Source organism: Streptomyces profundus (assembly GCF_020740535.1).
Classification (GTDB): Bacteria; Actinomycetota; Actinomycetes; order Streptomycetales; family Streptomycetaceae; genus Streptomyces; species Streptomyces profundus.
Genome location: NZ_CP082362.1, coordinates 1,501,144 through 1,521,185, shown reverse-complemented (window position 1 = coordinate 1,521,185; position 20,042 = coordinate 1,501,144). Strand labels below are relative to the sequence as shown.

At 75.7% G+C, this 20,042-nt stretch carries 2 protein-coding genes; both read left to right on the top strand.

Going from position 1 to position 20,042, the window contains the following annotated elements; all coding sequences use genetic code 11:
- Nucleotides 1-71 precede the first annotated feature (71 nt).
- On the top strand, nucleotides 72-9,899 hold the full coding sequence (locus tag K4G22_RS06665) for a type I polyketide synthase (RefSeq protein WP_228078818.1): 9,828 nt from the start codon (nucleotides 72-74) through the stop codon (nucleotides 9,897-9,899).
- Nucleotides 9,896-19,915, top strand: a complete 10,020-nt coding sequence (locus K4G22_RS06660) for a type I polyketide synthase (RefSeq protein WP_228078817.1) — start codon at nucleotides 9,896-9,898, stop codon at nucleotides 19,913-19,915. The genes K4G22_RS06665 and K4G22_RS06660 overlap by 4 nt, the downstream gene beginning before the upstream one ends.
- Nucleotides 19,916-20,042: the final 127 nt, after the last annotated feature.

The following is a 20,042-nucleotide window of genomic DNA, read 5'->3' as shown; positions in this document are numbered from 1 at the left end:
CCCCGGCCGCCGCCGACCGACCGCACCTGCCCGGACCCCCGGACCCGCCCGGACCCGCCCGAAGAGGACAGATGTCGAACGAACAGAAGCTTCGCGACTACCTGAAGCTGGTCACGACCGACCTGCGGCACACCCGCGAGAAGCTCCACACCGTCCAGGCGGCGGACCGGGAACCCATCGCCGTCGTCGGCATCGGCTGCCGCTACCCGGGCGGCGCGCGCTCGGCCGACGAGCTGTGGCGGCTGGTCGCCGAAGGCCGGGACGCCGTCGGCGACTTCCCCACCGACCGGGGCTGGGATCTCGAAGCGCTCTACGACCCCGACCCGGCGACCCCCGGCACCACCTACGCCCGCGCCGGCGGATTCCTCGACGAGGTGGGCGAGTTCGACGCCGAGTTCTTCGGCATCTCCCGCCGCGAGGCCCTCGCCATGGACCCCCAGCAGCGGCTGCTCCTGGAGACGTCCTGGGAGGCCATCGAACGCGCCGGCATCCGGCCCCCGTCGCTCCACGGACAGGACATCGGGGTCTTCGCCGGCGTCGCCTACAGCGACTACGCCACCGAACTCGGCGAGACACCAGCCGAGTTGGAGGGCTACCTCGGCAACGGCAGGTCCGGCAGCGTGGCCACCGGGCGGATCGCCTACACCTTCGGCTTCGAGGGCCCGGCGGTCACCGTCGACACCGCCTGCTCCTCCTCCCTGGTCGCCATCCACCTGGCCTGCCAGGCGCTCCGCCGGCGCGAGTGCGGAATGGCCCTCGCCGGCGGCGTCACCGTGATGTCCACGCCCGGCATGTTCGTCGAGTTCAGCAGGCAACGCGGGCTGGCGCCCGACGGCCGCTGCAAGGCGTTCGGCGCCGAGGCCGACGGCACCGGATGGGGCGAGGGCGTCGGCGTGCTGCTGCTGGAACGCCTCTCGGACGCCCGCCGCCAGGGGCACCGGGTGCTGGCCGTGGTGCGCGGCTCGGCCGTCAACCAGGACGGCGCGAGCAGCGGACTCACCGTGCCCCGAGGCCCGGCCCAACAGCGGGTGATCCGCGCCGCGTTGGACAACGCGGGGCTCGCGACGGGCGATGTGGACGCGGTCGAGGCGCATGGCACGGGCACCACCCTCGGCGACCCCATCGAGGCCCGCGCCCTGCTCGCCACCTACGGCCGGGACCGCGACACGGGGCGACCGCTGTGGCTCGGCTCGCTGAAGTCCAATATCGGGCACACCCAGGCGGCGTCCGGGGTGGCCGGCGTCATCAAGATGATCGAGGCCATGCGCCACGGCATCCTGCCGCGCACCCTGCACGCCGACCAACCGTCCCCCCATGTCGACTGGGAGTCGGGCGCGGTGCGGCTGCTCTCCGACGAGGTCCCCTGGCCCTCCGTGGGCGACCGGCCGCGCCGCGCCGCCGTGTCGTCGTTCGGCGTCAGCGGCACCAACGCGCACATCGTCCTGGAGCAGGCCCCGCCCGCTGAGCCCCCTGAGTCCGCTGAGCCCGCCGAGGACGACGCCCCTCACCTGCCGGCCGTGGTACCGCTGGTGGTGACCGCGAGGGACGACACGGCCCTGGCCGCCGGGCTGGAGCGGCTCCGCGCCCACCTGGCCGGGCGGCCCCCACTCGACCGCGCCGACGTCGCCTTCACCCTGGCCACCGCCAGGACCTTCTTCGACCACCGCGCCGTGCTGGTGGGGGAGGAGACCGTGACGGGCACGGTGGTGCCGGAGGCCGGGCGGACGGTGTTCGTCTTCCCCGGGCAGGGGTCGCAGTGGCTCGGGATGGCGGTCCAACTCCTCGACACCTCCCCGGTGTTCGCCCGGCGGCTGGCCGAGTGCGAGGCGGCGCTCTCGGACTTCGTCGACTGGTCGCTTGAGGAGGTGCTGCGATCGACCGACCCGGGCTCGCTGGAGCGGGTCGACAGGGTGCAGCCGGCCCTCTGGGCGGTGATGGTGGCCCTGGCCGCCGTCTGGGATTCGCTCGGCGTGGGCCCCCTGGCGGTCATCGGCCACTCCCAGGGCGAGATCGCCGCCGCCGTGGTCGCCGGCGCCCTGACCCTGGCCGACGGCGCCAAGGTCGTCGCGCTGCGCTCGCGCGCCATCGGCGAGGTGCTCTCGGGGCTTGGCGGAATGGTCTCCGTCGTCGAGCCGGCGAGCGCCGTCGAGACCCGGATCGCCGCATGGGGCGAGCGGCTCTCCGTCGCCGTGGTCAACGGCCCGTCCGCGACCGTGGTCTCGGGCGAACCCGCCGCGCTGGACGAGCTGTTGGCGGCCTGCGACGCCGAAGGCGTCCGCGCCCGCCGGGTGCCCGTCGACTACGCCTCGCACTCCGCCCAGGTCGAGCGGCTGAGGGAACGCATCCTCGGCGACCTCGCCGGGATCACCCCCCGTTCCACCGTGATCCCGTTCTACTCCACGGTGACCGGCGGCGCGTTGGACACCGCGACGCTGGACGCCGAGTACTGGTTCACCAACCTGCGGAGCCGGGTGCGCTTCGACGAGGCGGTCGCGGCGGCGGGCCAGGGGCTCTTCATCGAGGTCAGCGCGCATCCGGTGCTGACGATGGCCATCGAGGACGGCAGGGCCGTGGGCACCCTGCGGCGCGGCGACGGCGGCCTGGACCGGTTCCTCACCTCCGCCGCCGAGGTCTGGACGCGGGGTGTTCCGGTCGCCTGGGAACGGCTCCTGCCCGGCCGACGCCAGGTCGACGTCCCCACCTACCCGTTCCAGCGCGAACGGTTCTGGCTGGCGTCCAACGGACCCGCGCCCACCGGCGGCGGCCTCGACGGCACCGGGCATCCGCTGCTCGGCGCCTGGGCCGGCCTCGCCCAGTCCGACGGCTACCTCTTCACCGGGCGGCTCTCCCTCGCCCAACAGCCCTGGATCGCCGACCACTCCGTCAACGACGTGGTCCTGCTGCCCGGCACCGGACTCCTCGAACTCGCCCTGCGCGCCGCGCACGAGGCCGGCTGCACCACCGTGGCGGAGCTGACCCTCGAAGCGCCGCTCGCCCTCCCCGACCGGGGCGAGCTGCGCCTCCAGGTCGAGCTCGGCCCGCCCGACCACGAGGGCCAGCGGGAACTCGCCCTCCACTCCCGCCTCCCCGACGAGACCGGGCCCGGCGGCTGGACCCGCCACGCCACGGGCCTGGTCGGCCCGGCACCGCGCCACGACATCGAACAGGGGCAACAGCGGGACCTCACCAACTGGCCGCCGACCGGCGCCGAACCCCTCTCGACCGAGGGCCTCTACGCGCGGGCCGCCGCGCTCGGCCTGCGCTACGGCCCGCTCTTCCAGGGCGTCAAGGCGGCCTGGCGGCGCGGCGAAGAGCTGTTCGTCGAGGTCGAGTTGGCCGAGGAACTGCGCGGCGAGGCCGACGCCTACGGCATCCACCCGGCGCTGCTCGACGCCGTCCTCCACGCGGTGGGCCTCGGCACCGAGGGCGAGGCCGAGGAGGCGCGGCTCCCGTTCTCCTGGCACGGCGTGACCCTGCGTGGCGCGGGCCCCAGCAGCCTGCGGGCCCGCGTCCACCACCACTCGACGGACTCCGTCGCCCTGTCGGCGGCCGACGCCACCGGACGCCCCGTCGTCACCGTCGAGGCGCTCCGCACCCGCCCCGTCGACGCGGAGCGGCTGCGCGCCGCCGGCCGGCCGGAGCGGCGCGCGCTCCACGAGGTCGTCTGGCGCCCGGCACGGGCCGCCGAGAACGCCGAGCCCACCCGCGTGGTGCGGGTGGCACGGCACGCCGACGTGACGGTCGACGCCGTACACCGCGCCGTGGCCACGGTGTTGACCGCCGTGCGGGAGGCGCTGGCCGAGGGCGAGCGGCTGACCGTGGTCACCGACGGCGCGGTCGCCGTCGACCCGAAGGACCCGATCGACCCCGCCGCCACGGCCGTCTGGGGCCTGGTCAGGTCCGCACAGGCCGAACACCCGGGACGGCTCCTGCTGGTGGACACCGACACCCCGGACGGGACCTGGGCCGCGCCCCCCGACGAACCCCAACTCGCCGTGCGGGACGGCAGGGTGCTGGTGCCGCGCCTGGACCGGGCGCGGGACCTCGGCGACACCGTCCCGGCCCTCGACCCCGCCGGCACCGTTCTGGTGACCGGCGGCACCGGCACCCTCGGACGACTGACGGCCCGTCAGCTGGTGACCGAGCACGGAGCGCGGCAGCTGGTCCTGGTGTCCCGGCGTGGCCTCTCCGCCGACGGGATCGGCGAACTGGTCGCGGAGCTGTCGGAGTTGGGCGCCTCGGTCACGGTGGCCGCCTGCGATGTCGGCGACCGGGCGGCGCTGGCCGCCGTCCTCGACGTCATCCCGCCCGAACATCCGCTGACCGCCGTGGTGCACACCGCCGGAGTGCTGGCCGACGGACTCGTCGAGACCGTGACGCCGGAAGGACTCGCCGAGGCGCTGCGGGTCAAGGCCGACGCCGCCTGGCATCTCCATGAGCTGACCCGGGATCTCGACCTCGCCGCCTTCGTCCTGTTCTCCTCCGCCGCGGGCCTCCTCGGCTCCCCGGGGCAGGCCGCCTACGCGGCGGCCAACGCCGCGCTCGACGGCCTGGCCGCCCACCGCCACGCCCAGGGGCTGCCGGCGCTGTCGCTGGCCTGGGGCCTGTGGGAGGAACGCAGCGGACTGACGGGCGCGCTGGGCGAGGTGGAGCTGGCCCGGATGGCGCGCGGCGGGCTGCGGCCCCTCACCACCGCCCAGGGCCTCGCGCTCTTCAGCGCCGCGCTCCGTACCGACCGGGCCTGCCTGGTGCCGGTGGCCCTCTCCCGGCCCGGCCTGCGGGAACGCGCCGCCAGCGGCGAACTCCCCGCGCTGCTCAGGGATCTCGCCCCCGTCGCGGTGCCGCGCGGCTCCGCCACCGCCCGGCGCGACGGCGGCGCGCTCGCCCAGCGGCTCGCCGAACTGCCGGCGGCCGAACGCCGGGGCGCCGTCGTCCACCTGGTCCGCGAACACGTCGGACAGCTGCTCAAGCACCCGGCGCCCCAGACCATCGCCGAGGACCGCGCGTTCAAGGATCTGGGCTTCGACTCGCTGATCGGTCTTGAGCTCCGCAACCGGCTCAACGCCGAGACCGGCCTGCGGCTCCCCGCCACCCTGGTCTTCGACCACCCGAGCCCCGACGCGCTCGCCGCCCACCTGCTCGAACGACTCGCGGACGCGCCACCCGCCGGCGCCAGGACGGCCGCGCCCCGACGCCGGGGGCCCGCGTCCGCCGACGAGCCGATCGCGATCGTGGCGATGGGCTGCCGCTACCCGGGCGGCGTGGACTCGCCGGAGGCGCTGTGGCGGCTGGTCGCCGAGGGCGGCGACGCGGTCTCCACCTTCCCCACCGACCGGGGCTGGGACGTGGCGGGCCTCTACCACCCCGATCCGGAGCACCCCGGCACCTCCTATGCGCGGGAGGGCGGATTCCTGCACGGCGCGGCCGAGTTCGACCCGACGCTCTTCGGGGTCTCGCCCCGTGAGGCCCTCGCCATGGACCCCCAGCAGCGGCTGCTCCTGGAAACGTCCTGGGAGACGTTCGAGCGGGCCGGGATCGACCCGCTGTCGCTGCGCGGCCAGGACGTCGGAGTCTTCGCCGGTGTGATGTACCACGACTACGCGGCGCGCCTGGGCGAACTCCCCGAGGCCGCCCAGGGCATGGAGGGCTACCTCGGCAGCGGCAGCGCCGGCAGCGTGGCCACCGGGCGGATCGCCTACACCTTCGGGCTTGAGGGTCCGGCGGTGACGGTGGACACGGCGTGTTCGTCGTCGCTGGTGGCGCTGCACCTGGCGGCTCAGTCGCTGCGCAACGGCGAATGCGGCCTGGCGCTCGCCGGCGGCGTGACGGTGATGTCCACGCCGGGGTTGTTCGTCGAGTTCAGCCGGCAGCGCGGCCTGGCGCCCGACGGCCGCTGCAAGCCGTTCGCCGAGGCGGCGGACGGCACGGCGTGGGCCGAGGGCGTGGGCATGCTGCTGCTGGAGCGGCTCTCGGACGCGCGCCGCAACGGGCATCGGGTGTTGGCGGTGGTTCGCGGGTCGGCGGTCAACCAGGACGGGGCGAGCAACGGCCTGACCGCGCCGAACGGTCCCTCCCAACAGCGCGTGATCCGGGCGGCGTTGGCGGGCGCCGGGCTCACCGCCGCAGACGTCGACACGGTCGAGGCGCATGGCACGGGCACCACCCTCGGCGACCCCATCGAGGCGCAGGCGCTGTTGGCCACCTACGGGCAGGAGCGGTCGGTGGAACGGCCGTTGTGGTTGGGGTCGTTGAAGTCCAACATCGGGCACGCGCAGGCCGCGGCGGGTGTCGGTGGTGTGATCAAGATGGTGCAGGCGATGCGCCATGGCGTGCTCCCGCGCACGTTGCATGTGGATGAGCCGTCGTCGCATGTGGACTGGGAGTCGGGGGCGGTGCGGCTGCTGACCGAGGAGGTCGACTGGCCGGCGGGCGACCGGCCGCGTCGGGCCGCCGTCTCCTCCTTCGGCATGAGCGGCACCAACGCCCATGTGATCCTCGAACAGGGCCCGGACGAGAAGCCGCGCCCGCCGGCGGCAACCGGACTGCCGGTGGTGCCGCTGGTGGTGTCGGGCGTGGACGCGAGCGCCGTGGACGTGCAGGTGGAGCGGGTGCGGGGGTTGGGTTCTTCGGTGGATGTGGGGTGGTCCCTCGCGAAGGGGCGGGCGGCGTTGGGCGAGCGGGCGGTGGTGCTGGGTTCCGAGGTGGTGCGTGGCGCGGTCGCTCCTGGCGCCGGCCGGACGGTGTTCGTTTTCCCCGGGCAGGGTTCGCAGTGGCTGGGGATGGCGGAGGAACTCCTTGACTCCTCCCCGGTGTTCGAGCGGCGGCTTGAGGAGTGTGGGGAGGCGCTGTCGTCGTTTGTTGAGTGGTCGTTGGTGGAGGTGGTGCGGTCCGACGATGACGGCTGGTTGGGGCGGGTTGATGTGGTGCAGCCGGTGTTGTGGGCGGTGATGGTGTCGCTTGCTGAGGTGTGGCGGGAGTACGGGGTGGAGCCGGCCGCCGTGATCGGTCACTCTCAGGGGGAGATAGCGGCTGCGGTGGTGGCTGGTGGGTTGTCGTTGGTGGATGGTGCGCGGGTGGTGGCGTTGCGGTCTCGGGTGATTGGTGAGGTGTTGTCGGGTCGGGGTGGGATGGTGTCGGTGGTTGAGCCGGTGGGTGCGGTGGAGGCGCGGATCGCTCGGTGGGGTGAGCGGCTGTCCGTGGCGGTGGTGAACGGGCCTTCCGCGACCGTGGTGTCGGGCGAACCGCAGGCGTTGGATGAGCTGTTGGCCGCCTGCGAGGCGGAGGAAGTGCGAGCCCGCAGGGTTCCCGTGGACTATGCCTCGCACTCCGCTCAGGTGGAGCAACTGCGCGAACGCCTGCTGACGGATCTGGCCGGGGTGGAGCCGTGTGCGGGGTCCATACCTTTCTACTCGACGGTGACCGGCCAACTGGTCGATACGGCCGAGTTGGATGCCGAGTACTGGTTCACCAATCTGCGCAGTCGGGTGCGGTTCGATGAGGCGGTCGTGGCGGCGGGCCATGCCGTGTTTGTCGAGGTCAGCGCGCATCCGGTGTTGACGATGGCGATCGAGGACGCGCCTGCGGTGGGGACGCTGCGCCGGGGTGAGGGCGGACTGGACCGGTTCCTGACCTCGCTTGCCGAGGCGTGGACGCGGGGTGTTCCCGTGGCCTGGGAGCGGGTGTTGGCCGGCGGTCGGCAGGTCGACGTGCCGACGTACCCGTTCCAGCGGAAGCGGTACTGGCTGGACGCCCCGGCGTCAGGACGGCGCGGCCCCGTCACCGACGACTGGCTGTATGAGGTCGCGTGGCGCACGCGGCCCGAGCCGCCAGGGCCGGCGCTCAGCGGCAGCTGGCTGCTGTTGACGGCCTCCGGGCTGATCGAGAACGAGGCGGTGGGCGCCGTCCTCGACGGGCTCAAGGACGCGGGCGCCGATGTGCTGCTGGCCGCGCCAGGCGAGGCGCCGCCGCCCGGGCAGCGGATCGACGGCGTGCTCTCCCTGCTCGCCCTCGCCGAACCTGACGAACTCGCCCCGGCCGCCGACCCGTTGACCGGCACGGCCGCGCTGCCGGCCGCCCTGGCCGAGGTGGGGGTGATGGCGCCGCTGTGGGTGCTCACCCGGGGAGCGGTCGGCACCGGCGCCGCCGATGCCCCTCCCGACCCGTGGGGGGCGCGGCTGTGGGGCCTGGGCCGGACGGTGGCGCTCGAACACCCGGAGCGCTGGGGCGGACTGGTCGACCTGCCGGCCGCCCCGAAGACGCCGGCGCCGGACGTGCTGGCCAGGCTGGGGCGGGTGCTGGCGGGCGGCTTCGGCGCCGAGGATCAGCTCGCTCTCCGGGATGCCGGGGTGCTGGCCCGCCGCCTGACGCGGGTCCTTCCCCGTGCCCGGGCCACGGCATGGCGGCCGGCCGAGGGCGGCACGGTGCTGGTCACCGGCGGCACCGGCGGGCTCGGCGCCCAGGTGGCGCGCTGGCTGGCGCAGGCCGGCGCCGGGCATCTGCTGCTGCTCAGCCGCCGGGGCGGCGAGGCGCCAGGCGCCGCCGAACTGGTCGCGGAGCTGGGCGCGTCGGGCGCATCGGTGACGGTGTCCGCGTGCGATGTCGGTGACCGCGAGGCGCTGGCCGCCGAGTTGGCGGCCATCCCCGCCGACCGTCCCCTGACCGCCGTCTTCCACACGGCGGGCGTCCTGGACGACGGCGCGCTGCGCGACCTCACACCCGAGCGGTTCGCCGCCGTGGCCGGCCCCAAGTCCCGGGCGGCGCACCATCTGCACGAGCTGACATCCCATCAGGAGCTGTCGGCCTTTGTGCTCTTCTCCTCGTTCGCCGGCGTCGTCGGCAACGTCGGCCAGGCCAACTACGGTGCGGCGAACGCGTTTCTGGACGCGCTGGCCGAGCGCCGCCGCGCCCAGGGCCTGCCGGCCACCTCCGTGGCCTGGGGCGCCTGGGCCGACGCCGGTCTCGCCACCGGCGAGGTCGGGGAGCGTCTCCGCCAGCGCGGCGTGACGCCGATGGAGCCCCAGCGCGCCATCGCCGCGCTCGGCACCGCCCTGGAGCGGGAGGCGGCGGCCGTCGCGGTCGCCGATATCGCCTGGGGAACGTTCGGCGCCGCGCTGCGCGGGATCCGCCCGACGCCGCTCCTCGACGAGCTGTCGGAGGCGCTGCCGCCGGCCGAGACGTCCGCCCCCGCCGGGCCCGCGCTCGCCGCCCGGCTGGCCGGCCGGGCCGCCGACGAGCGGTACGAGATCGTCTCCGATGTGGTGCGCGGCCAGGTCGCCGAGGTGCTGCGGCACGAGTCGACGGACGACCTGGACGACGAACGGGCCTTCCGCGAAATGGGGTTCGACTCGTTGACCGCCGTCGATCTGCGGAACCGCCTCGGCGTCGCCACCGGCCTTCCGTTGCCCACCACGCTGGCCTTCGACCATCCGACGATCGCCGACCTCGCGGGGCATCTGCTGGCCGAGTTGGCGTCGGGGGCCGCCGAGCCGGCGGGCGCCGAACCCGAGGTGCTGGGGCTGGTGAGCCGCATCCCGCTGGCCCGGCTGAAGGAGTCCGGGCTCTATGAGGCGCTGCTGCGACTGGCCGACGAGGCCGATGCCGTCGCCGCCCCCGAAGCCGTCGAACGCCCCGACCCGCGCCAGTGGTTCCAGAGCGGCGCCGACACGGCCGAGGACCAGCCGTTGGACGGCGGTCACAGCGGCGGTCACGGCAGCGGTTACGACGATGGTTACGACGACGACCTGGACGAGGACGCGGTCGACGACATGAGCGTGACCGCCCTGATCCGCCTGGTCCTCGACGACGACACCGAAGACCCCACCGCCACCGACACAGCGGCCGACGCGGCCGAGCAGGACGACACCCGGCACGACGGGGACACCACAGGAGGAACCCGATGAGCCAGAACGAGGCGACCGTTGTCGCCGCCCTCCGGGCCTCCGTCAGGGAGAACAAGAAGCTCCAGCGGCAGAACCGGGAGCTGTCCCGCGCCGCCAGGGAGCCGATCGCCATCGTCGCCATGGGCTGCCGCTTTCCCGGCGGGGTGGAGTCCCCCGAGGAGCTGTGGCGGCTGCTGGAGTCCGGCGACGACGCGCTGTCGCCGTTCCCCACCGACCGTGGCTGGGACCTCGACCAGCTGCGCGATCCGGCGGCCGAGGACAGCGGCGGCAGCGTCACCGGGCACGGCGGGTTCCTGCGCGACGCGGGCGCCTTCGACCCGGCGTTCTTCGGCATCAGCCCGCGCGAGGCCCTCGCCATGGACCCGCAGCAGCGGCTGCTGCTGGAGACCTCCTGGGAGACGTTCGAACGGGCCGGTATCCCGGCCCAGGAGCTGCGCGGCAGCGAGACCGGCGTCTTCATGGGCACCAACGGGCAGGACTACGCGGCGCTGTTCTCCGGCGCGCTGGACGGCGTCGAGGGCTTTCTGATCACCGGCACGGCCGCCAGCGTCGTCTCCGGGCGGCTCGCCTACACCTTCGGGCTCCAGGGGCCGGCGGTGACCGTGGACACCGCGTGCTCCGCCTCGCTGGTGACCCTGCACCTCGCGGCGCAGGCGCTGCGCAACGGCGAGTGCTCCCTGGCGCTGGCCGGCGGCGCCACCGTGATGGCCACGCCGACGGCGTTCGTCGAGTTCAGCAAGCAGCGCGGGCTGGCGCCCGACGGCCGCTGCAAGGCGTTCGCCGCCGGCGCCGACGGCACCGGGTGGGGCGAGGGCGTCGGCGTGCTGCTGCTGGAGCGGCTCTCCGACGCGCGGCGCAACGGGCACCCCGTGCTCGCCGTGGTGCGTGGCTCGGCCGTCAACCAGGACGGGGCGAGCAACGGGCTCACCGCGCCCAGCGGGCCGGCCCAACAGCGCGTGATCCGGCAGGCGTTGGCCGGTGGCGACCTCACCCCAGACGAGGTCGACGCGGTGGAGGCGCACGGCACGGGCACCACCCTCGGCGACCCCATCGAGGCGCAGGCGCTGCTCGCCGTCTACGGTCAAGGGCGGGACGCGGAGCGGCCGTTGTGGCTCGGCTCGATCAAGTCCAACATCGGTCACAGCCAGGCGGCGGCCGGCGTCGCCGGCGTCATCAAGATGGTCGAGGCGATGCGGCACGGCACCCTGCCGCGCACCCTGCATGTGGACGAGCCGACGCCCGCCGTCGACTGGTCCTCCGGCGCGCTGCGGCTGCTGACCGAGCCCGTGCCCTGGCCCGCCGTCGGCGAACGGCCGCGCCGCGCCGCCGTCTCCTCGTTCGGCGTCAGTGGCACCAACGCGCATGTCGTCCTGGAAGCGGCCCCGGCGCCCACGACGCCGGAGGCGAACGACCCCGACCCCCGACGTCCGTTGGTCTTCCCGCTGTCGGCCCGCACCGCCGCCGCGCTGCCGCTCCAGGCGGCACGGCTGGCCGACCGTCTGACGGCCGAACGGGACGAGCGGCTCGTCGATATCGCGCACGCGCTCGCCACCACCCGCACGCCCATGGACCACCGCGCCACGCTGGTCGCGGGCGACCGCGAGGGGCTGCTCGCCGCCTGCGCCGCGCTGGCCGCCGGCGATCCGGCGCCGGGCGTGTGGACCGGGCGGGCCCGGCGCGGCAAGCTGGCGTTCCTCCTCTCCGGGCAGGGCAGCCAACGCCCCGAGATGGCAACGGCGTTGAAGGGCGCGTTCCCCGTGTTCACGGAGACGCTCGACGAGATCGCCGCGCACACCGACCCGTTGCTCGGCCGTTCGCTGCTGGCGCTGCTGACGGCCGCGCCCGGCACGCCGGAAGCCGAGGCGCTGGGCGGCACGGAGCTGGCCCAACCCGCCCTGTTCGCCTTCGAGATCGCGCTCGCCCGGCTCCTCGGCTCCTGGGGCCTGCGGCCCGACGCGCTGCTCGGCCACTCCGTCGGTGAGCTGGCCGCCGCCCACCTCGCCGGCGTGCTGGACCTCGCCGACGCCGCCGCGCTGGTGGTCGCGCGCGGGCGCGTCATGGCGCAGGCGCCGGCCGGCGGCGCGATGGTCGCGATCGAGGCGAGCGAGGCCGAGATCGCCGCCTCCCTCACCCACAACGCCGATCTGGTGTCCCTCGCCGCCGTCAACGGACCCGCCTCCGTGGTGGTCTCGGGCGACGCGGACGAGGTCGACCGGATCGCGGACAGCTGGCGGCAACAGGGCCGCCGCACCAAGCGGCTGGCCGTCAGCCACGCCTTCCACTCGCCCCAACTGGAGCCGGTACTCGCGGAGTTCAGAACCGTCGCCGAGGGCATCCGCTACGCGCGGCCCACCGTCCCCGTGGTGTCCAACGTGACGGGGACGGTCGCCGAGCCCGAGCTGCTGACCACCCCCGACTACTGGGTGCGGCACATGCGGCGCACCGTGCGCTTCGCCGACGGCGTCGCCGCGCTGGGCGAGTTCGGCGTCACGGCCGCCGTGGAGCTCGGCCCCGACGGAGTGCTCTCCGCCATGGGCCAACAGTGCCTGCCGGACGCCCTGTTCGTGCCGGCGCAGCGTGCCGAGGGCGACCCCGTCACCGAGGTCACCGGCGCGCTGGCCCGCCTCCACACGGCGGGCCGGCGGACCGACCTGTCCGCGTTCCTCGGCGATGTCGCGCCGCGCCCCGTGGCGTTGCCGACCTATGCCTTCGCCCGCGACCGCTACTGGCTGGACGCGGGGCTCACCTCCACCGCCCCGCTCGCCCCCCGGCCGGCGGAGTTCACGCCCGACGCGCCGGCCGACGCGCCGGCCACGCCGCTCGGCGCCGAACTGGCCGGGCTGACGCCCGAGGCCCGCGCGGCCAGGGCGCTCGGCCTGATCCGCCGCCACACGGCGGCCGTGCTCGGGCACGCCGACCCCGAAACGGTCGACCCCGACGCCGCGTTCAGCGAGCTGGGCTTCACCTCGCTGACCGCCGTCGAGCTGCGGAACAGCCTGGTCGCCGCCACCGGCGTGGAACTGCCGGCCAGCCTCGTCTTCGACCACCCCAGCGCCCGCGCCGCCGCCGCCCACCTCGTCGCGGAGGCGCTCGCCGCCCCCGCCCGCGCCCCCCGGCGCGCGCCCCGCGCCCGCACGGTCGACGAGCCGATCGCCATCGTCGGCATGGCCTGCCGCTACCCCGGCGGGGTGGCCTCGCCCGAGGACCTGTGGCGGCTGGTCGCCGACGAACGCGACGCCGTCGGCCCGTTCCCCACCGACCGGGGCTGGGACCTGGACACCCTGCTGCACCCCGACCCCGAACACCCGGGCACCACCTATGTCGACGAGGGCGGGTTCCTCACCGGCGCCGACCTGTTCGACGCCGCGTTCTTCGGCATCAACCCGCGCGAGGCCCTCGCCATGGACCCGCAGCAGCGCCAGCTCCTCGAAGTCGCCTGGGAGGCCCTGGAACGGGCCGGCATCGCGCCCACCGCGCTGCGCGGCAGCGACGCGGGCGTCTTCGTGGGCGCCGCCACCCAGGACTACGGCGTCGGCCTGCCCGAACTGCCCGACGGCGTCGAGGGCTATCTGATGACCGGCAACACCGGCAGCGTCATCTCGGGCCGGCTGTCCTACGTCCTCGGCCTCGAAGGCCCCTCGCTCACCGTCGACACCGCCTGCTCCGCCTCGCTGACCGCGCTCCACCTCGCCTGCCAGGCGCTGCGCGCCGGCGAGGTCCCGCTGGCGCTCGCCGGCGGCGTGATGGTGATGCCGACGCCGACACCGTTCGTCGCCATGGCCAAACAGCGCGGACTGGCGGAGGACGGCCGCTGCAAGGCGTTCGACGCGAGCGCCGACGGCGCCGGGTTCGCCGAGGGCGTCGGCGTCCTGATCGTGGAACGGCTCAGCGACGCCCGCCGCAACGGGCACCCCGTGCTCGCCGTCGTCCGGGGCACCGCCGTCAACTCCGACGGCGCGAGCAACGGCCTCACCGCCCCCAACGGCCCCGCCCAGGAACGGGTGATCCACGCCGCCCTGGCCGACGCCGGGCTCACCCCCGACGAGGTCGACGCCGTCGAGGCGCATGGCACCGGCACCAAGCTCGGCGACCCCATCGAGGCGCAGGCGCTGCTCGCCACCTACGGTCAAGGGCGGGACGCGGAGCGGCCGTTGTGGCTCGGCTCGATCAAGTCCAACATCGGTCACAGCCAGGCGGCGGCCGGCGTCGCCGGCGTCATCAAGATGGTCGAGGCCATGCGGCACGGCGTCCTGCCGCGCACCCTGCACCTCAACGAGCCGACGCCACACGTCGACTGGTCGCGCGGCGCGGTCGCGCTGCTCGCCGCCGCCACACCCTGGCCGGCCGTCGGGGAACGGCCGCGCCGCGCCGGCGTCTCCTCCTTCGGCGTCAGCGGCACCAACGCGCATGTGCTGCTGGAGCAGCCGGCGCCCCAGGACCGCGCACCGGCCGACGCGATCCCGTCGGCCGACGACCGGCCCGTGCTGCTGCCAGTGGCCGGCAGGACCGAGCCGGCGCTGAGCGCCCAGGCCGCCCAACTGGCCGGCTATCTCAAGGGAGATGGCAGCCACCACCGACCCCTGGACATCGCCTGGGCCCTGTCGGCCGGCCGGGCCGCCTTCGCGCGGCGCGCCGCCGTCGTCGGCCGCGACCCCGCGACGCTGACGGAGGCGCTGACCGCGCTCGCCGAGGACCGCCCGCACCCGGCCGCCGTCCAGGGCTCGGCCGTCGACGACCCGGCGGGGCCGGTCTTCGTCTTTCCGGGGCAGGGCTCCCAGTGGCGCGGCATGGCCGCCGAACTCCTCGACACCGCACCGGTGTTCGCCGAACGCGTCGCCGACTGCCAGCGGGCGTTCGACCCCTATGTCGACTGGTCGCTCGCCGAGGCGCTGCGCGGCGGCCCCGACGCGCCCTCCCAGGAGCGCACCGACGTCATCCAGTGCTCGCTGTTCGCCGTGATGGTCTCGCTCGACGCCCTCTGGCGGGCGCACGGCGTGCGGCCCGCCGCCGTACTCGGCCACAGCCAGGGCGAGATCGCCGCCGCCCACACCGCCGGCGCCATCACGCTCGACGAGGCCGCCCAACTCGTCGCGAGCCGCAGCCAGGCGTATCTGCGGCTCGCCGACACCGGCGCGATGGCCTCCGTGCTGCTGCCGCACGAGCGGCTCGAACCGCTGCTCGCCCCCTGGGAGGGCCGGCTCTCCGTCGCCGCCGTCAACAGCCCGAACGCCACCGTCGTCTCCGGCGACCCGGCGGCCGTCGAGGGCCTGATGGCCGAACTCAGGGAACGCGACGTCAAGGTGCGCCGGGTCCCCGCCAACGCGGCCGGCCACTCCCCCCATGTCGAGGTGCTGCGGCACCAGATCGTCACCGCCTTCGCCGGCATCGCGCCCCGCGCGGGCGAGATCCCGTTCGCGTCCTCCGTGACCGGCCGACTCACCGACACCAGCACGCTGGACGCCGCCTACTGGTTCGCCAACCTGCGGCAGACCGTGCGCTTCGACCTGGCCGCCGCCGCCCTGATGGAAGCCGGCCACCGCACGTTCATCGAGATCAGCCCGCACCCCGTCGTCAACCTGTTCCTCCAGGAGATCGCCGCCGCACAGGGCCGGAAGACCGTCGTGCTCGGCTCGCTCCGGCGCGACGAGGGCGGGCTCGACCGCTTCCTCACCAGCGTCGCCGAGGCCCATGTCCACGGCGTCGGCGCGGACTTGACCCGCGCGGCCCCCGGCGGCCGGCGCGTCGACGTGCCCACCTACGCCTGGCAGCACACCCGTTACTGGCTCAGCCCGGGGCGCGGCGCCGGGGACCTCTCCGCCGCAGGCGCCGAACCGGCCGAACACCCGCTGCTCGGCGCGCGGATCGCGCTGCCCGACGGCGGCCTCGTCCTCACCGGCCGGCTCTCCACGGGGAGCGAGCCCTGGCTCGCCGACCACGCCGCCGCCGGCACCGTACTGCTGCCCGGCGCTGGCCTGTTGGAGCTGGCGCTGCGCGCCGGCGCCGTCACCGGCGCCGAACACGTCGAGGAACTCACCCTGCACACCCCGCTGGTGCTGCCCGAACGCGGCGGCGTCGCGCTGCGCGTGGTGGCCGAACCCGCCGACGCCGCCGGCCGGCGCCAACTTGCCGTCCACACCCGGCGCACCGACGACGAACCGTGGCTGCGGCACGCCGACGGCGTCCTCGCGCCCCCGGCCGACAGCCAACCGGCGGCCGACGACGGCCCGTTCGCCGCCTGGCCACCGCCCGGCGCCGAACCCGTCGCCCTGGACGGCGCCTACGAGCGGCTCGCCGAGGCCGGCTACGACTACGGCCCGGCCTTCCGTGGCCTGCGCGCCGTCTGGCAGCGCGGCGACGAGACGTTCGCCGAGGTGCGGCTCGACGACAAGCCGCGCGCCGAGGCCGACCGGTACGGGCTGCACCCGGCGGCGCTCGACGCGGCGCTGCACGCGGCGGCGGCCGGCCGCACCGACACCCAGGTGCGGCTCCCGTTCGCCTGGGCGGGCGTCACCCTGCACGCCGTGGGCGCGGCCACCCTGCGGGTGCGGCTCACCGCGCTCGGCACGGACACCATGGCCGTCAGCGTCGCCGACGAGACGGGCGCGCCCGTGCTGACCGCCGACGCGCTGGCCGTCCGCCCCATCGACGTCGCCGCCGTCCAACGCGCCGCCTCCCGCACCGATGTCGCGAGCGAGTGGCTCTACGAGACGGTCTGGACGCAGCTGCCACCGGCCCCCGTGCCGGACGTGGCGACGGGCCGCTGGGCCGCCATCGGCGATATCGCGATCCCCGAGGGCCTCCAGTCCGTGGGCGTCCCCGTCGACTCCTACCGCGACCTCGCCGAACTCTCCGCCGCCGTCGCCGCCGGCACGCCGGCGCCCGAACTGCTCGTGGCCGAGCCCGAGGCCGCTGGCGAACTGGCCGAGCGGACCCACGAGTTGACCCGTCGCACGCTGGCGCTGACCGCCGAGTTGCTCAACGACGCCGGCCTCGCCTGCACCCGCCTGGCGCTGCTCACCCGCGGCGCGCCAGGACCCGGCGCCGGCCCGGTCGACCCGGCCGCCGGCGCGCTCTGGGGCCTGCTGCGGTCGGCCCAGTCGGAGAACCCGGGCCGACTTCTCCTCCTCGACGTCTCCCCACCCGGCGCCCCCACCCCCTGGCCCCAGCTCGCCACCGCCCTCGCCACCCCAGACGAACCCCAACTCGCCCTCCACGCCGGCACCCTCCACACCCCCCGCCTGGCGCTTGCCGCGACGAACGAGTCGCCGGACGCCCGCGCTGGCGACCTGTCGGCCGGCGCCGCAGCGGCGGCGGCGAGCCGCACCGCCGGCGCCGCCCCTGACGGGGCTGGCGCCGGTCCGGCCGGCGAGGCCGTCGGCCTGGCGCCTGCCGGCGCGAGCGCCGTGGTGGCGGGCGAGTCGCCTGATGCCCGCGCCGCTGGTACGCCCGGCTCCGCCGGCGCCGGCTCGGCTGGCGAGGCCGCCGCTCACGCGCCCGCCGTGGCAGTCAGCCACGCGGTCGAGACGGCGGATGCCGCCGGGCAGGCGTCCGCGGCGGGCGCGCTGCCCGGGGCCCGGGCCGGTGGAGCCGGCGATGCCGCCGGTCAGGCGCCTGCCGGCGCGAGCCCCGCCGGCGTCACCTCGGGCCCGGCCGGCGAGGCCGTTGGCGTGGCGGGCGAGTCGCCTGATGCCCGCGCTGGCGGCGTGCCCGTCTCCGCCGTTGGTGACCTGCCGGGGGGCGCCGACCCGGGCGGCGATGCCGCCGGCCTGGCACCTGCCGGCGCGCCCGCCGTGGCGGTCAGCCACGCGGCCGAGACGGCGGGCCGCGCGGTCGAGACGGCGGGCGCCTCCGGCGCTGCCTCGGGCACGGCTGCCGCCGCCCCGGTCGGCGAGGCCGCCGCCCCGGCCGGCCAGGCCGGCCAGGCCGCCGCCTCGGTCGCCTCCGGCGCTAGCGCCGTGGAGGCGGGCCGCGCGGTCGAGACGGCGGACGGCGCCGGTCAGGCCCCTGCGGGCCTCGGCGGCCAGGCGCCCGCCGGTCAGGCGTCCGTGGTTCAGGGGCCGGCCATGCCGGGGACCGCTTTGGTCACCGGGGGGACCGGGACGCTGGGGCGGTTGGTGGCGCGGCATCTGGTCGTGCGGCACGGGGTGAGTCGGCTGCTGCTGCTCAGCCGCAGCGGCGGCACCGCCGAGGGCGCCGCCGAGTTCGCCGCCGAGATGGCGGCCCAGGGCGTCGAGGTCAGCACCGTCGCCTGTGATGTCACCGAACGGGCCGCGCTGGCCGCCGTGTTGGCTGACATCCCGGCGGAGCATCCGCTCACCGCCGTGGTGCACGCCGCCGGCGTCCTCGACGACGGCGCCGCCGTCTCGCTGACCCCCGAGCAGTTGGAACGGGTGCTGCGGCCCAAGGTCGACGCCGCCGTCCACCTGGACGAGCTGACCGCCGACCATCCGTTGCGCGCCTTCGTCCTGTTCTCCTCCGCCTCCGGCACCTTCGGCGGCCTCGGCCAGGCCAACTACGCGGCGGCCAACGCGTTTCTGGACGCCCTGGCCGCGCGCCGTCACGCCGAGGGGCGGCCGGCGACATCCCTGGCGTGGGGCACCTGGGCGCCCGCCAGCGGCCTGGCCGACCTCACCGAGGTCGACCTGCGCCGGATGGCCAGGGGCGGCGTGGTGCCGCTCGGCGCGGAGGAGGGCCTCGCGCTGCTGGATCTGGCCCTCGCCCAGCGCGAGCGGCCCGTGCTGGTGCCGGTGCGCCTGGACCTGCCGGCGCTCGCCGCGCAGGCGGAGGCGGCGGGGGTGCCCGTGCCCGGGCTCTTCCGGGGCCTGGTGCGGCCGTCCGTGCGCCGCGCGGCGAGCGGCGCCGCCGCGCCCGACGTGCGGCAGCGGCTCGCCGGTCTCGCCGAAGGCGAACGGCTCGACGCGCTGCGCGAGTTGGTGCGCGAGCAGACCGCGACCGTGCTCGGTCACGGCTCCGTGGCCGCCATCGAACCGGACGCCGGCTTCGGCGAGTTGGGCTTCGACTCGTTGACCTCGGTCGAGCTGCGCAACCGACTCGCCACCGCCACCGGGCTCACCCTGCCCCCCACGCTCGTCTTCGACCACCCCACGCCCGACGGCCTCGCCGGCCGGCTGGCCACCGAACTCGCCGGGGCGCTCGACGCCTCGGCGCGGGGCAGCGCCGGGACGCGGGGCGGCGGCGCGCCGGGCGGCGGCAGTCTGCTGCCGCTGTTCGCCGACGCCGTGGAGCGCGGCGAGGTGCGGGAGTTCGTCCTCGCGATGGACGCGCTCTCCCGGTTCCGCCCGTCGTTCGACGACGAGGCGGCGCCCGGCGAAGGCGCGCCCGCCGTGCGGCTCGCCGGCGGCGACGCCGGCCCGCTGCTGCTCTGCCTGCCACCGATCATCGGCGTCTCGGGGCCGCACCAGTACGCGCGGTTCGCCGCCGCGCTCCGGGGGCGGCGCACCGTGCTGGCGCTGCCGCACCCCGGGTTCCGCGCCGGGGAGCCGCTCGCGGCGAACCCCGGCGCGCTGGCCGCCGCGCACGCCAGGACGGCGCTGCGGCTCGCCGACGGCGCTCCGTTCGCGCTGGTCGGCTACTCGTCGGGCGGCTTTGTCGCCCAGGCCGTGGCCGAGGAGTTGGAGGCCGCGGGGACACCGGCGGACCGGGTGGTCCTCCTGGACAGCTATCCGCCGGACGAGGCGGAGCTGTTGGAACGGCTGGTGCCGGCCGTCGTCGGTGGCCTCCAGGACCGCAAGGACCGGCTCCTCGGCGGCGGCGACGACGCCTGGCTCACCGCGATGGGCCGCTACATGGGCTTCGACTGGACCCCGTCCGAGGTCGCCGCCGACACCCTGCTGGTGCGCTCCAGCACACCGCTCGACGGGTTCCCCGAGACCGCTTGGCAGGCCACCTGGAAGTACCCGCACGACGCGGTGGACGTGCCGGGCGACCACTTCACGATGATGGAGGAGCACGCGGACGCCGCCGCCGAGGCGGTGGATCTCTGGCTGAGGGGCTGACGGGTCGAGGGGCTCAGGCCCGTCGAGTCGCCGAACTCGACGGGCCCCCAACTCGTCCGCGAGGCTGCGTGGTTGTCGTCCGATCAGTCCGGTTCTGTTGGGGTTGACGGGATCGAACACCGGCGCG